Origin of the sequence: Anaerotignum sp. (genome assembly GCF_051877975.1) — a bacterium.
In the GTDB taxonomy this organism is placed as follows: Bacteria; Bacillota; Clostridia; order Lachnospirales; family Anaerotignaceae; genus Anaerotignum_A.
The window spans coordinates 1-15,710 of record NZ_JBJEJK010000029.1; the positions used below are offsets into that span (position 1 = coordinate 1).

12 protein-coding genes and 1 tRNA gene are annotated in these 15,710 nt (G+C 46.4%); 11 read left to right on the forward strand and 2 right to left on the reverse strand.

The annotated features are described in order from the left end of the window. Positions 1–159 precede the first annotated feature (159 nt). From ACI39P_RS05410 to ACI39P_RS05425, 4 genes are all read left to right on the forward strand, one after another. Positions 160–513, forward strand: a complete 354-nt coding sequence (locus ACI39P_RS05410) for a DUF134 domain-containing protein (RefSeq protein WP_439719664.1) — start codon at positions 160–162, stop codon at positions 511–513. 19 nt (positions 514–532) lie between these two features. Continuing rightward, on the forward strand, positions 533–1,360 hold the full coding sequence (locus ACI39P_RS05415) for a P-loop NTPase (protein ID WP_439719665.1): 828 nt from the start codon (positions 533–535) through the stop codon (positions 1,358–1,360). A gap of 20 nt (positions 1,361–1,380) precedes the next feature. Continuing rightward, positions 1,381–1,782 carry a NifB/NifX family molybdenum-iron cluster-binding protein gene (locus ACI39P_RS05420; protein ID WP_439719666.1) on the forward strand — a complete coding sequence of 134 codons (402 nt, stop codon included), beginning with the start codon at positions 1,381–1,383 and terminating at the stop codon, positions 1,780–1,782. A gap of 810 nt (positions 1,783–2,592) precedes the next feature. Next, complete coding sequence (locus tag ACI39P_RS05425; protein ID WP_439719667.1) at positions 2,593–3,987, forward strand: amino acid carrier protein; 1,395 nt, start codon at positions 2,593–2,595, stop codon at positions 3,985–3,987. 334 nt (positions 3,988–4,321) lie between these two features. On the opposite strand, the gene ACI39P_RS05430 is transcribed toward ACI39P_RS05425, so the two are convergent. Together ACI39P_RS05430 and ACI39P_RS05435 are read right to left on the reverse strand one after the other, a co-directional pair. Next, positions 4,322–4,395, reverse strand: a tRNA-Arg gene (locus tag ACI39P_RS05430). Between the two features lie 212 nt (positions 4,396–4,607). Further along, positions 4,608–5,912: a glycosyltransferase gene (locus tag ACI39P_RS05435; protein WP_439719668.1), complete on the reverse strand. Its 1,305-nt coding sequence runs from the start codon at positions 5,910–5,912 to the stop codon at positions 4,608–4,610. A gap of 240 nt (positions 5,913–6,152) precedes the next feature. Between ACI39P_RS05435 and ACI39P_RS05440 the strand changes: the two genes are divergently transcribed. From ACI39P_RS05440 to ACI39P_RS05470, 7 genes are all read left to right on the forward strand, one after another. Next, positions 6,153–8,012, forward strand: coding sequence for a UvrD-helicase domain-containing protein (locus ACI39P_RS05440; protein ID WP_439719669.1), 1,860 nt, complete (start codon positions 6,153–6,155; stop codon positions 8,010–8,012). Positions 8,013–8,371: 359 nt separating this feature from the next. Then, positions 8,372–9,925: a VanW family protein gene (locus ACI39P_RS05445; RefSeq protein WP_439719670.1), complete on the forward strand. Its 1,554-nt coding sequence runs from the start codon at positions 8,372–8,374 to the stop codon at positions 9,923–9,925. A gap of 94 nt (positions 9,926–10,019) precedes the next feature. After that, a complete protein-coding gene (locus tag ACI39P_RS05450) occupies positions 10,020–11,012 on the forward strand; it encodes an AIR synthase family protein (RefSeq protein ID WP_439719671.1) in 993 nt (330 codons plus the stop codon). 39 nt (positions 11,013–11,051) lie between these two features. After that, positions 11,052–12,230 (forward strand): aminotransferase class I/II-fold pyridoxal phosphate-dependent enzyme, encoded by a 1,179-nt coding sequence (locus ACI39P_RS05455; protein ID WP_439719672.1) that lies wholly within the window; start codon positions 11,052–11,054, stop codon positions 12,228–12,230. 262 nt (positions 12,231–12,492) lie between these two features. Next, on the forward strand, positions 12,493–13,080 hold the full coding sequence (locus tag ACI39P_RS05460; RefSeq protein ID WP_439719673.1) for a manganese efflux pump: 588 nt from the start codon (positions 12,493–12,495) through the stop codon (positions 13,078–13,080). A 303-nt stretch (positions 13,081–13,383) separates the two neighbouring features. Then, the gene (locus ACI39P_RS05465; RefSeq protein ID WP_439719674.1) at positions 13,384–14,697 is read left to right on the forward strand and encodes a CNNM domain-containing protein; all 1,314 of its coding nucleotides are present in this window, start codon (positions 13,384–13,386) and stop codon (positions 14,695–14,697) included. A 52-nt stretch (positions 14,698–14,749) separates the two neighbouring features. After that, positions 14,750–15,487 carry an NAD-dependent protein deacylase gene (locus ACI39P_RS05470; protein WP_439719675.1) on the forward strand — a complete coding sequence of 246 codons (738 nt, stop codon included), beginning with the start codon at positions 14,750–14,752 and terminating at the stop codon, positions 15,485–15,487. The last annotated feature ends 223 nt before the right edge of the window (positions 15,488–15,710 follow it).

Below are 15,710 nucleotides of genomic sequence, written 5' to 3' on the forward strand. Positions count from 1 at the left end.
AGCATTATTTCTAATACTGAGATCCTGATTCGTCATCTTAACTTAATGACATTGGTCGCAAGACCTCTTTTTCATTTTATGAGAAAAGAATATTGACATATGTCGGAATAGGTGTATACTATAGAAAGCAACATATGTCAAAAACGAGGAGGCGTTTCTATGGCGAGGCCCAGAAAATGCAGACGTGTCTGCGGGATGCCCCGAAATAACAGTTTTGCCCCTATGGGCAGTGAGGCCGGACAGGAACGGATCATCATGGCGGTGGATGAATATGAAACCATTCGCTTGATCGATCTGGCAGGCTATACCCAGGAGGAATGCGCGGAACAGATGGGCATTGCCCGAACAACGGTACAGGGCATCTACAACGATGCCCGAAGGAAGCTGGCAGATGCTCTGGTGAATGGTAAAATGCTTTTCATCGAGGGCGGGGATATTGATCTTTGCCAGCGGGAGCATGCCGGATGCGGACGAAAATGCGGACAGATCTGTTGCAAAAAAGAGGTAAATTGAGTTTAGGAGATGAATAGAAATGAGCGAGAATTGTTCTCATAACTGCGGAAGCTGCTCTTCCAACTGCAGCAGCCGTAAACCTGCGGATTTTTTAGTGGCACCTAATGAACACAGCAATATCAAAAAGGTCATTGCCGTTGTCAGCGGGAAAGGCGGCGTTGGCAAATCCATGGTGACATCTACAATGGCAGTGCTGACAAACAGAAAGGGCAAAAAGACAGCTATTCTAGATGCGGATATTACTGGCCCTTCCATTCCCAAGGCTTTTGGGATAAAAGAAAAGGCTTATGGGAATAAACTTGGGATTTTGCCCTGTGAATCGAAAACCGGCATTGAAATGATGTCTGTAAATCTACTTTTGGATAATGACACTGACCCTGTTGTATGGAGGGGCCCTGTCATTGCGGAAACAGTAAAGCAGTTCTGGAAAGATGTTGTTTGGGGCGATGTAGACTATATGTTTATCGATATGCCCCCCGGCACAGGGGATGTTCCGCTGACCGTTTTCCAGTCCATCGCTATTGATGGTATTATTATTGTAACTTCTCCCCAGGAGCTAGTTGGCATGATTGTGGATAAGGCGGTTAAAATGGCAGAAATGATGAATGTGCCGATTTTGGGTATCGTGGAAAATATGTCCTATTTCAAATGTCCTGATTGCGGCGGTATCCATAAAATCTTTGGGGAAAGCCAGATTGAGGGGATTGCGGCAAAGCATAATATCCCTGTGGTCTGCAAGCTGCCGATCGACCCTGCCATTGCGGCAAAATGCGACAGGGGCGCAGCAGAAGAATATGATGGCGAATGGCTGGATCCGATGGTAGATTTTCTGGAAAAAATGAGATAAGAAAAGAAGGAGAAAAGAAAATGAAAACAAAGATTGCAGTAGCCCATGAAAATGGCGAAGTATATCAGCATTTTGGACACACGAAGGAATTTAAATTCTACACAGTAGAAGACGGCAAGATCACGGATACACAGATTATACCTACCATGGGCAGCGGTCACAGCCTGCTGGCGGATTTCCTGCTGCTGAACGGTGCAACGGCAGTGATCTGCGGCGGGATTGGCGGCGGCGCAAAGGCGGCACTGGCAGAAAAAGGCATTGAACTGCGGGGCGGCGTCAGCGGCAACGCGGATGAAAAAGCCCAGGCTTATGTAGATGGTACACTGGAATTCAATGCAGCAGTAGAATGCACCCACCACCATGACCACGATCATGAAAACTGCGGAGAACATGACCATCATTGCGGCGGTCACTGTCACTGAGAGACGGACAAATTTGAGGAGCGATGGAGAACATCGCTTCTTTTTTTATGTTATGGAACGCATTGCTATAGAAAGCTAGAAAATAAAAGTTTTATTATAAAAAAATAGATTTTATTACAGACAAATATTTGATTTATCTATTTCAAACAAATCATGTTTATATTGACAGAAAGTTGAAATAAATTAGAAAAACTGTAAGTATTTTACAGATATGAAAGATGCAGGGAAAGAAAAAAATGAAATATATAGTTTCCAAAACAGATATATTTCACCATATATGGTAAATGATGTAAATTAAGTTTTGAATTGGAAATGAAAAAAAGGAAGAATATTGCACAATTTTCATTGGAAGAAGAAAATATAAAATCGTATGTCTTTGAAAATTTCGGATTTATGGTAAAATAAAGGCATTTTTTGTACGTGATGTTGTAAAAAAAGTGTTAAGAATATGGATATTTCGTTTAAATTATCCTTTTTGAAACGAATTTTTCAGACGAAACCCTTGTAACTGAATCAACAAAAACAGTTGAAAAATACACGAAAAAAACAAGTAAAAATATGCAATTTTACTGATGAGCAAAGGATTCGCGTGCGAACTACTATAAAAAAGTGCTTGTTTTTTTGAGAAAATCATGTAAAATAATAGCAGGTAAATGAATCTGATTAGGATTTCTCCAAAATCTTCTGAAAAAGATTTTTTCTATTTTTTCGTGGGGATGGGAAAGATTTTCCGTGTTTTTGAGAGAAAGACAAAAAGGTTCTGCCGCGTAATTATACTCTATTTTATAATAAATTGGGAGGGAATTATAAATGGAAGCTTTTAACAATTTTGTAGTAGCGGTGGATGGCGTCCTGTGGGGACCCATTATGCTGGTTCTGCTGGTTGGTACACACATTTACCTGACAATCAGAACAAAAGGTATTCAGAGAAAAACTTTCACAGGTGTTAAACTCTCTATCACACCCGATAAAGAAGCATCTGGTGATATCGGCGGTTTCGCAGCGCTGGCAACAGCTCTGGCTGCTACAATCGGTACTGGTAACATCGTAGGTGTTGCTACAGCCATCGGTACAGGCGGCCCCGGTGCTGTATTCTGGATGTGGATGACAGGTCTGCTGGGCATGGCAACAAAATATTCCGAAGCTCTGCTGGCTGTTAAATTCCGTGTAAAAGCAAAAGACGGTTCCTACATTGGTGGCCCTATGTATGCTCTGGAAAGAGGTCTGGGTCAGAAATGGCTGGGCGTTCTGTTCGCAATCTTCACAGGTTTTGCTGGCTTTGGTATTGGTAACATGGTACAGGGTAACTCCATTTCCGAATCCGTACAGGGTACTTTTGGTATCCCCAAGATCGCAACTGGTGTTGTTCTGATGATCCTGACAGGTCTGGTTATCCTGGGCGGCGTTAAATCCATCTCCAAAGTATGTGAAAAACTGATCCCCTTCATGGCTGGTCTGTACATTCTGGGTTGTATCATCATCTGCTTCATCAACGCAGCTTACATCCCCGCAGCATTTAGTGCTATCATCAGAGGCGCATTCAATCCTACAGCAGTAGGCGGCGGTTTCGTAGGTGCAACTGTTACAGCATGTATCCGTGCCGGCGTATCCCGTGGTCTGTTCACAAATGAATCTGGTCTGGGTTCTGCTCCTATCGTAGACGCATGTGCGGCTACAAGAAACCCTTCCAGACAGGCTCTGATCTCCATGTCTGGTGTATTCTGGGATACAATCGTTGTATGTCTGCTGACAGGTCTGGTTCTGGTATCCTCTATCATTAAAGACCCCGTAGGTATGGAAGGTCTGGTAGGTGCAAACCTGACATCCGGCGCATTCAATGCAATCCCCGTTGTAGGTCCTGCTGTTCTGACATTTGGTCTGATCACATTTGCATGGTCCACAATCCTTGGTTGGTCTTACTACGGCGAACGTGCATGGGTTTACCTGGTAGGCGTTAAATCTATCAAACCTTATCGTATTGCTTGGACAATCGTTGTACTGATCGGTTGTGTAGCTGCTCTGGAAGTAGTTTGGAACGTAGCTGATATGCTGAACGCATGTATGATCATCCCCAACTTGGTTGCTCTGCTGGGTCTGTCCGGCGTAGTTGCATCCGAAACAAAGAAATATGTTTGGGACAAAGATGCAGAAATGGGCGGTCTGATGAAATGGATGGACGACGTTGCTCCTCAGCTGGACAAATAATCTATTCGATAGATTCAACTGCAATTTTACCCACGATAAAGAGGGCGGTAGAAATACCGCCCTTAATTTTTTTATAAAGCGTAGAAAGTTGGTTTCAAGGGATACAAATGCGGAACTGGCTTTTGCAAGGTTCAGTGTTTCTATTTTTTGAAACGACTTGCGGAGGAAAGGAAAGAGACCGGCGAAGCCTGACGAAGAAAGGCTTTCAAAACCTAAAAAGAATGCCGCGAACCTTATGGTATGCGGAGCAAAGGAGTGCGTTAGAAAAAGTCTGACGCACTCAAACTTTTTGCTGAAATAAAAAATCCGCAAACCATAGGTTTGCGGATGATTCTGTGAGTGACATGATTCGAACACGCGGCCTTCTGATCCGTAGTCAGACGCTCTATCCAGCTGAGCTACACTCACATATTCATTTGGCACAGGAACTATCATACAATATGAGAATCATTTTGTCAAGCATTTTTTAAAAAAAGATAAAAAGAAAGTGAAGAGCGGATAAGAGAGGAATTGCCAATTGCAGCATTTGTTGGGCTTTTAAGGAAATTGCCAGCGGCATCCCCTGGAAGAAAACAAACGTTATTTCCGAGGGGGCACCACATTGCAGGCATAGAAGAATATTATTTTCCTTTGGGCTCAAAAAGCAGAGATGCTGCTTTTTGGCGGGAACTGTGTACCAATTTGCGGGGGATCTTTGTGATGCTCTTGGCTGCTTTGGCGCCAATGACCAAGGGGATAACGGGAGCGGCAATCTTTTTAGGCCGTTCTCCGCTTTCCAGAATCTTCTGATAAAGCTGTTCTACGCTGTCTGCAAAGGTTTCAACGGAAAGACGATCCATTGCCTGTATAGAGGCCTTAGACAGACGGGAGGACAATTCCCGATCTGTTAGGACCCGATAAAGCAGATCCGGCAGATCTTTATCAGATTCGAAAAGCATGCCTGTTTCGCCATCAGTAATGATGTTTTCAATACATTCATCTTTTTTTGCTACGACGGGAATGCCGCCGGCCATGGCTTCCGCAAAGGTAAGCCCCTGGGTTTCAGAAACAGAGGCGCTGCAGAATACATTGCCCAGCTGATAATATTTGCCGATTTCATCCCAAGGCTTGCCGCCGGTGAACAGGACATGATCGCCAACGCCGATGGATGCGGCAAATTCCCCCAGGTTTTCGATTTCATTGCCTTCGCCGACGATGACCATCTTGATAGCAGGCAGTTTTTCGATGAGCGCAGGCAGGGCGGAAATGACGACATCAATGCTCTTTTCTTTGGCGATGCGGCCGATGGAAATAATAACGGGTGTATCTGCTTCCAGCCCCAAGGAATGGCGCAGTTCCAAAATTTCCGCAGGGTCAAAGTTTTCTTTGCGGAAATGGGACGTATTGATGCCGGTAGGGATGATGGAAATGGGTTTTGTAACGCCATAGCTGGTAAGGAGCTGTTCCGTTTTCCGGGTAGGCGCGATCACAGCCATGGCCGCATTGCAGAATGCACTGCTGAAATCCCTGGCCATTCCCTGCGAAATGATGTGCCCGCCGCCGATATAATGGACATAATCCTCATACATGGTATGATACGTATGTACCATGGGGATTCCTTCTGTAGTAGAGACCAGCTTGCCCAGAAATCCCAGAGGAAATTCTGTTTGTGTATGGACGATATCCAATTCCAGCTTGGAGATGTTTTTTAGGATATGGGGTGGGAAAATATAGCCTGCCCGATAATCTCTTACAAAATAAACCGGAACGCTGGGGAGACGGAAAATCCCTTCTTCTTCCGGCTGCCCTTCGCAGCGGGGATCGGAAGGAGTAAAGATATAAACATGATGCCCCCTCTGGCGCAGAGCGTTGGAAAGGGTTCGGATGGATGTTGCCACGCCATTGAGCTGTGGAAAATATGTGTCGGAAAAAATACCGATATTCATAAGATACCTCCTGCGGGTTTTTCTCGAAAGAAAAGACCCTTCATTTGGATAGATTTTTTATATTGATTTTTAGGTTTGTTCATCATTTTAATATAGAAGCAAAGATTTTACAACAAAGAATCCGTTAGGATTTTGGTAAGATTTTCTTAAGAAGAGACAAAAATACGGTTTTTTAACCGTTCTTCTGTCAGTTGTGATATACTTAGCAATTAGGGAAAAATATGAAGGGAGGAAACGCCTATGGGAAAGAAACTGAACACAGCCCAGAAAGAGGCAGTTTGCCATGAAACCGGGCCGATGCTGGTGTTGGCGGGGCCCGGCAGCGGAAAAACGACAGTATTGCTTTGCCGTATCCTGCGGCTTTTGGAGAAGAAGCTGGCAAGCCCCAGAGAAATCCTTGCGCTGACCTTTTCTAAAGGGGCTGCGGAGGAGATGCGGGAACGATTCCAACGGGCAAAGGGCCCTGCGGGCGTTTCCTTTGGCACCTTTCACAGTGTTTTTTTTCGTATTTTGCGGAGCAAATATGGCTGGGGCGTGGAAAGAGTGTTTCAGGAGGAGGAAAGAAGGAACATCCTGCGGCATATCTTAGAAGAGGAGAGATGGGACATCCCTGATATAGAAGAATACATCTCCCAGTTTTTTGCCCAGCTTTCTTTGATGAACAGCGAATTGGAAAGCCCTAAGACTTTTGAGCCTTCCGGGATGCCTGCGGAGGAATTCCGCAAGCTGTACAATGCCTACGAAAACTATAAGGAACGGCATGAAAAGCTGGATTTCGACGACATGCTGACCCTTTGCTATCAGCTCTTGGGTGAGGATGCAGAGATGAGGGCCTATTGGCAGGGGAAATATAAATTTATTCTGGTGGATGAGTTTCAGGATGTAAACCGGGCACAGTTTGAGTGTCTGCGAATATTGGCAGAGAAGCACAGGAATCTTTTTGTTGTGGGAGATGATGACCAGAGCATTTATGCCTTCCGAGGCGCAAGGCCTGACTTTTTGCTGCGTTTTCCGACGCTGTACCCGGATGCCAAAAAGGTAACCCTGAATATCAATTACCGCTCCACGGAACGGGTCATTTCTCTGGCAGAAAAAGTGATTGGAAATAATGAGACAAGATTTGTGAAAAATATGAAAGGCAGCGGGGAGGAAGGGGATAAGGTGACTTTCTTTCTGGCAGAGGATACGGCAAGGGAAGCGGAGTATATTGGAGAAAAGATTGCGAAACTGCTGGATGAGGGAATGCCTTTGACGGAGATTGCCGTGATTTATCGGACAAACCTGCAGGGGGGCGCTTTTGCCAGGGAATTGTATAAGCGAGGGATTCCCTACGATCTGCGGGATAACAGTGGGAATGTGTATGAGCATTGGGTGGCAAAGGATCTGCTGGCATATCTGCTGTTGGCGGAAAATGAGGAATCAGATAGTGCGCTGCGGCGTATTTTGAATAAACCGAAACGATATATTGGAAAAGACCTTCTGGCGGAGGCGGAAACGATGCCCTATAACCTGATGCGGAGCCTTTTTGTCTGCCCCTCTCTGCGGAAATGGCAGGAGGAACATTTGGAAAATCTGCGGATGGATTTGCGGCAGATACATAGAAAAACGCCTTATGATGGGCTGAAATATGTGCGGAAGGTCATTGGATATGATGAATATTTGGAGGAATTTGCGGCATATCGGCGGACCAGCGCCCAGGTGCTGTGGGAAATTGCTGATGAAATCATGGAAACAGCTAAGGATTGCGCCGATGCAGCAATGTTTCGGCAAAGGCTGGAAGAACTGAGCCGTCAGATGAAAGAGCAGACTCAAAAGAAAGGACAGAAGCGCAAGGGAGTCGCACTAATGACTATGCACGGGGCCAAGGGGCTGGAGTTTCGGACAGTATTTCTGCCTTCCTTGGTGGAGGGAGTAGTGCCCCATGAAAAAGGAATGGAAGAAATCGAAGAAGAACGGCGGTTATTTTATGTGGCTGTGACGAGGGCAGGAGAGAAACTCTGCCTTTCGGCCATCAAGAAGAGATATGAGAAAGAAGAAAAGCCATCTCGTTTCTTGGCGGAAATGGGACTGCATACAGATGCATTCTTTGCAAAGAAATAAAAAACAGAAGGAAGGAAAAAGGAAATGAAACCGGCTGATAAATATAAAATGAAAAAGAGAATATCTGCAGTGATCGCTGTCATTTTGGCGGTAGCCTTGGTGCTGAGCCTGATTGCGCCTTTCCTGAGCTATGGGATCTATTGATTCCAATATTTTATATAGGAAGGAATTCCCAAAAACTGGGAATCTTTGCGTAAAATCGTAACAAAAATGTAAGGATTTTTCAGCGAATTAGACTTGTAATTTACAGGATACTTCGCTATGATAAATGAAACTGCGTTATTTTGACAGGAATGGTTGGAATTTGCAGAAAATTGCTTCGGTAAGGGGCAGAGAGAAAGCGCGAGGGGGCGAAGAGGTTGGAACAGGAAAGGAAGAGACCAAGACAGCAAAAGCAACAGCAGCAGAAACAGCAACAGAAACAGAAACAACAGCAGAAACAGCAACAGAAACGGAAACAGAAAAAATTCGACGAGAACCGGAAACCGTTGATCATTGTTGCGGTTGTGGTTTTGATTGTGGCTGTGGTTGTTTTGGGGTATCATCAGATACAGAAAAGCAAGGTCAATGCGCTGCTGGCAGCGGAAGGCATCTATCAGGGCATTACGATTAATGGAGAAGATGTGGCGGGGCTGAGCGAAGCGGAGGCTGTTGCCAAGCTGCAGGAGAAATATAAAACAGAAATTGACGGGCAGATCTTGACGCTGCAGTATGGCGAAGGAGAGGAAGAACAGAAATGGGAAATCCCCTTTGAGGACATCGGCGCAGGCTATGATGTGGAAGGCGCAGTCAAGCAGGCGTATCTGACAGGCCGCGAAGGGACAGAAGAGGAACGCTTCGCGGTGGGGGCAGAACTGCTGAAGAATGGCATGGATATTGAATTGGTCTATGGATTTGATGAAGCGATGCTGGATGCAAAGCTGACAGAGGTGGCGGAAGAATTTGATCAGGATGCGATCGACAGTACGGTGGTTAGAAAGAACGGCAAATTTATCATTTCCGATGAACAGATCGGCCGGGCTATGGAAAAAGAAAAAACCGCAGAGCAGGTAGCGGCGGTGCTGGAAACCCGGATGAGCGGCAAAGCAGATATCGTGGCGGAAGTGATCGAGCCGAAGGTGACCGCAGAGGATAACTCCCACGTGACAGATTTGATTGGTACCTATTATACGACTTATACAAACAGTGATAAAAATAGAAATACTAACTTGGCGGTTGGCTGTGATTATATCAATGGTACTGTGGTTGCCCCCGGCGAGGTTTTTTCTGCCAATGCGAACCTGGGCAGCCAGACCGCAGCCGGCGGCTATAAGGAAGCGGGCGTTTATGTGAATGGCAAGGTGGAACAGGGCATGGCCGGCGGCGTATGCCAAGTAACCTCTACATTATATAACGCTGCGATTTTGGCGGAGCTGGATATTGTGGAACGTTCTCCCCATTCCATGACAGTAGGCTATGTGCCCTTGGGCAGAGATGCCGCTGTCGCAGGGACATATAAAGACCTGAAATTCAGAAATAATACAGAATATCCCATTATGATCGAAGCCTATGCCAGCGGCGGCAAGCTGGTCATGAATATTTACGGACATGAAGTACACAGCGCCAGCCGAAAAGTGGAATTTGAAACAGTTTATGAGGCAACCATCGATAAGCCGGCTGAAATCATCACAAAGGATCCTGAACTGCCGGAGGGCGAAAGAATCGTAACTTCCAAGGGCAGAACCGGCTGTAAGGTCAGCGTACGGAAAAAGGTATATGAAGGCGGCAAGCTCATCAGCAATGAATGGTTCAGCAGCTCTTCTTACCGTGCGGCGGCGGATGAAGTGACCGTAGGTACAAAAAAACCGGAAACAACTGCGGCAGAAAACACAACTGCACCTGAAAATACAGGAGAAATCACTGGAATCCAGTAATGGAAAACAGAAATTTTGAAGCCTCTGGCGGGAGAAATGTGACAGATGTTATGCTCCCTGCAGGGGCTTTTTACAAAGGAAAGGAAGAAAAACAATGTTTGAGATCGGCAAAATACCTCCTGAGATTTTGGAGAAGATCGTAATGAAGCCTATGAAGGAAAGCAGAGTGAAGCGGGAGGATGTGATCCTGCGGCCGAAAACAGGAGAGGATTGCTCTGCCATCGACCTGGGCGGGGAATACTGTATCCTTTCTGCGGACCCTATTACAGGGGCGGCGAAGGATATGGGCTATCTGGCGGTACAGATCAACTGCAACGATATTTATTCCGCAGGGGCGGAGCCTATGGGCATTCTGCTGACGGTGCTGCTGCCGCCGGAAAGTGATGAAGATTTACTGGAAGAAATGATGACAGGAGCCATTCGGGCGGCAGAAGAACGGAATATTGAAATTTTAGGCGGTCATACGGAAGTGACGGAGGTCGTTTGCAAGCCTGTGATCTCTGCGGCGGTCATTGGGAAAACGAGAGAGAAAAGAATTCTTTCCACCGGCGGCGCAAAAGCGGGACAGGATGTTGTGATGACGAAATGGGCCGGTACAGAAGGCACGGCGATCCTTGCCAAGGAATGGGAAGAAGGGCTAAAGGCTTACCTGACAGAAGAAGAACTGAAAACTGCGCAGGGATTGAAGCATTATCTTTCCGTGGGCAGGGAATCGGAAATTGCCTTTGCCCATGGGGCAACCGCCATGCATGACGCGACGGAAGGCGGTATTTTAGGAGCAGTCTGGGAAGTGGCGGAATGTTCCGGCCTGGGGGTGGATATTTTTGTGGAAAACATCCCGGTAAAAGAAGAAACAAAGAAAATCTGCAAGGCTATGGGCATCGATTATCTGGGGCTGATTTCCAGCGGAACCATGATCATTGCGACGGAGGATGGAGAACAACTGGTGGAAAAGCTGCAGGCGGAAGGCATTGCGGCGGCTGTCATTGGGAAACTGACGAGTGGCGGAAAATATATGCTGGTGAACGGCATGAGACTGCCCCTGGCACAGCCCAAGAGCGATGCGCTCTATGATGCGAAGCTTTGAGAAAAGATGAAATATGCAAAAGAGAAGGATTTGAGAAAAATGAGAGATTTTATTGCGAAACATATTGAGGAAATGGAATGGTCGGGAATTCGGAAATTTGCGGATATTGCGGCACAGGTACCCGATGCCCTGTCCCTTTGTGTGGGCGAGCCGGATTTTAAAACGCCGGAACGGGTGCGCCGGGCAGCTATGAAATCCTTGGAAGAAGGAAAAACAAGATATTCTGTGAATATGGGGATGCCGGAATTGCGGGCGGCCATTGCCCATTATTTGGAGCGGCGGTTTGGGTTGCGATACGACCCTGCACAGGAAATCTTATGTACCATTGGTGCCTCTGAGGCCATTGATGTGGCCCTGAGAACCATCATCGAGCCGGGAGATGAAATCCTTGTGGTAGAGCCTTCCTATGTGGCCTATAAGCCTGCTATTGCTTTGGAACACGGTGTTTCCGTTGTGGTGGAAACAAAGGCGGAAAATGACTTTAAACTGCAGCCGGAGGAACTGGAAGCGGCCATTACGCCCAAAACAAAGGCGCTGATCCTGCCTTATCCCAATAATCCCACCGGGGCGATCATGGAAAAAGAAGATCTGGAAAAGCTGGTGCCTGTGATTCTGCAGCATGATCTGCTGGTGATTTCCGATGAAATCTATGCGGAACTGACCTATGGCGGAAAAAATCATTTTTCCATTGCGGCTTTGGAAGGCATGAGAGAGAGAACGATCGTTTTGAACGGCTTTGCCAAATCTTTTTCCATGACAGGCTGGAGGCTGGGCTTTGCGGCAGGCCCTGGGGAACTGATTCAGGCCATGCGGAAGGTTCATGCTTATGTTATCATGTGCGCCCCTGCGCCCAGCCAGTATGGCGCCATTGAAGCCCTGCGGGACGATGCTCTCTGTGATGCTGATATCTCCCGGATGCGGGAGGCGTATGATGAGAGAAGAAAGTATCTGCTGCGGGAATTGAATCGCCTGGGGATGACCTGTTTTGAACCCAGAGGGGCATTTTATGTATTCCCTTCTATTAAGCTGACAGGACTGACTTCTCAGCAGTTCTGTGAAAGACTGCTCTTTGAAGCAGGCGTTGCGGTGGTGCCTGGGGATGCTTTTGGCGAAAGCGGCGAAGGCTTTGTCCGCATTTCCTATGCTTACAGCATGGAGCAGCTGGAAACCTGCATTTCCAAAATGGAGGCATTTTTGCGGCAGAGAGGGTGTATCTGATCCCTTGACGCAAGGCGTTTTTTAGACTATACTAAGATTACTCGTGAGGGAGTAGCAAGCGCAGAAAGCTGCGTAGCAAGTCAACATACTGGTCAATAAAAGATCTGGCTTGTTTTAAAATGCGAGACTCATGTATAACTGGGAAGCTATACATGAAGTCTGTCTATGAAAGGAACAGCTCAGGTATGGTTTTACCCATACTTGGGCTTTTTTGTTTTAGAGAGGACGGAAAGGCGATATACTGATAGAGGAGGAGTTTTTTATGACGATTGGATTTATGTTCTTTTTTAACAGCATATTGCTGGGGATTGGGCTGGCGATGGATGCCTTTTCCGTATCTATGGCCAACGGGCTCAATGAGCCGCAGATGAAAAAAGGCCGTATGTGCGGTATTGCGGGGGTATTTGCCTTTTTTCAGGCACTGATGCCTATGTTGGGGTGGATCTGTATCCACACCATTGTAAATACCTTTCAGGCTTTTGAAAAGCTGATTCCTTGGATCGCGCTGGCATTGCTGGGCTATATCGGCGGGAGTATGCTGCGGGAAGGCATCAAAGGCGGCGGGGAGGAAGAAGAACTGCATGGGGTAGGCTTTGGCGCCTTGATGGTGCAGGGGGTGGCAACCTCTATCGATGCTCTTTCGGTGGGGTTCACCATTGCGGATTATGATTTCGGCATGGCGTTTCTGGCGGCTATCATCATTGCGGCTGTGACCTTTGTCATCTGCTTTTGGGGGCTGGATATTGGGAAGAGAGTCGGCACGAAACTGGCGGGCAAGGCCAGTATTTTGGGCGGCGTGATTTTGATTTTTATTGGTCTGGAAATTTTCATTACCGGTATGCTTGGATAAATTTAACAGATTCTTAAGCGGAATTCCATTGACCGGGCGGAAATTTTATGGGATGATACCATACATATAACATATAAAGTGATTGATTTTATTTAAGGAGTGTGAAAAACGGCATGGACGAGGACGGCGACCGAACTTGTTTTTCTGAAAAATTTTATGCCGATGGGAAATAGAAGAGGGGTATACTCTGCCTGAAAACAGAAAGAGTATTTTATGAGAAGCTGCTCATAAGATGCTTTCCGGGCGGAGTATCCCTTTTTGCGTTTTTTTCGGAATGGTGAGTTGAATAGGAGGAAGAAGAATATGTATATGGGACCATTGCTGCTGCAGGTGATATTGATTGGGCTGAATGCAGTTTTTGCCAGCGCAGAGATTGCGGTCATTTCTATGAACGACACAAAGCTGCAAAGAATGGCGCGGGACGGAGATCCACGGGCGAAACGGTTGGCTAATTTGACAGAGCAGCCGGCAAAATTTTTGGCGACGATTCAGGTGGCGATCACGCTGGCAGGGCTTCTGGGCAGTGCCTTTGCGGCAGAAAATTTTGCGGGAGCATTGACAGATGCCCTGAAAGGGGCGGGCGTTGGCATAAATGAAAGCGTGCTGAAATCCTTTGCGGTATTTGCAATCACTCTGGTGCTGGCCTATTTCAATTTGGTGTTTGGGGAACTGGTGCCGAAGCGGGTGGCCATGAAAAAAGCGGAAGGCCTGGCCTTGGGCATGAGCGGTATGCTGACTGGTGTTTCCAGGGTATTTGCACCTCTGGTGGCATTGCTGACGGTTTCCACCAATGGTATTTTAAGGCTGATGGGCATTGACCCGGAAGATGAGGAAGAAGAGGTTTCCGAGGAAGAGATTTATATGATGCTGGAAGCGGGGAACGAAAAAGGTACTATTGATGCAGAAGAAACCCAATGGATCAGAAATGTCTTTGCTTTTGATGATACACCGGTGGAGGAGGTCTGCACCCATCGGGTGGATGTGACTGCCCTAGGGATGGAGGAAACGGACGAGGAGTGGCGGGAAACCATCCTGCAGAGCCGATTTACCTATTATCCCATTTATGGAGAGGATGCCGATGATATTGTAGGAGTACTGAATACGAAGGATTATTTCCGTTTAGAGGATAAAAGCAGAGAAAGCGTTCTGGAGCATGGAGTGGAAAAGCCTTATTTTGTACCGGAGATCACCAAGGCTGATGTGTTATTCCACAATATGAAAAAAGAAAAGAAGCAATTTGCAGTGGTATTGGATGAATATGGCGGGGTGAGCGGCGTGATTACCCTGCATGATCTGTTGGAACTGCTGGTTGGGGATATTTATGAGGATGAGGCGGAAATCCTGCAGATTGGGGAAAATGCGTGGAAGATCAAGGGAAGTGTATCTTTGGATGATGTAGCGGAAAAGTTGGAAATTGCCTTTCCTGTGGAAGAATATGATACTTTCGGCGGATATATTTTCGGGATGCTGGGATATATCCCGGATGATGGCGCGAAATTCATGTTGGAGGCGGACAGGATGAGCATTCAGGTGGAAAAGGTGGAAAATCACAGGATTCTGGAGACAGTCGTAAAATATGAAAAACCTGTACCGGTGGAAATAAAAGAAAAAATGTGATAAAATGGATGCAAGAATTTATGTAAAGAGGAAGAAGAATGGAGGGGTTCCCATGGATGAAAAATGGAAACAGTTGAAAAAATGGATCGACGAGAGCGATAACATTGTTTTTTTTGGCGGCGCCGGGGTATCTACAGAAAGCGGCATTCCTGATTTCCGCAGTGAAAACGGCATTTTTCAGGCGATCAATGAGTATGGCGTGCGCCCTGAGGTGATCTTGAGCCATACATTTTTCGAGCAGAACCCGGAGGTTTTTTTCAAATATTATAAAAAGACTTTGCTCTATCCGGATGCAAAGCCCAATGATTGCCACAAGGCACTGGCAAAGCTGGAGGAAATGGGCAAGCTGAAAGCAGTCATCACCCAGAATATTGATGACCTGCACCAGAGAGCCGGCAGCAAAAATGTGCTGGAGCTGCATGGTACACTGTATAAAAATTATTGTGTAAAGTGCGGTAAAAAATTTGACCTGGATTACGTGACAGCTGAGGAAGGCATCACCCGATGCGATGCCTGCGGCGGCATTGTGCGGCCGGATGTGGTTTTATATGAAGAAGGGCTGGATCAGGAAACGATTTATCAGTCTGTGGATTTCATCAGTAAGGCGGATCTGCTGATCGTCGGCGGAACAAGCCTGAATGTTTACCCTGCGGCGGGGCTGCTGAATTATTACAGAGGAAACAAGCTGGTGCTGGTAAATAAATCAGCAACCTCTTACGATAAGAAAGCAGCATTGGTGATTGCAGAAAATATCGGAGAGGTATTCAGAAAAGTTGTTTTGGAAGATTAAGTGATGGTCTTTGACGTCTGGAAAAAGCCTTGATTTTCAAGGCTTTTTCCATTTGATAAAATTTTTTGAAAAAAGTTAAAATTTATGCTTGACAATATGGGATACCTTTGCTAAAATAATCCTTGCACTGCGGAAGTGCTGTGAACTTTGAAAATAGAATAGCGTACAATGAACACACAACCCATAGTCATTCCAAGCAAACGGAAACGATTGCTAATGATAG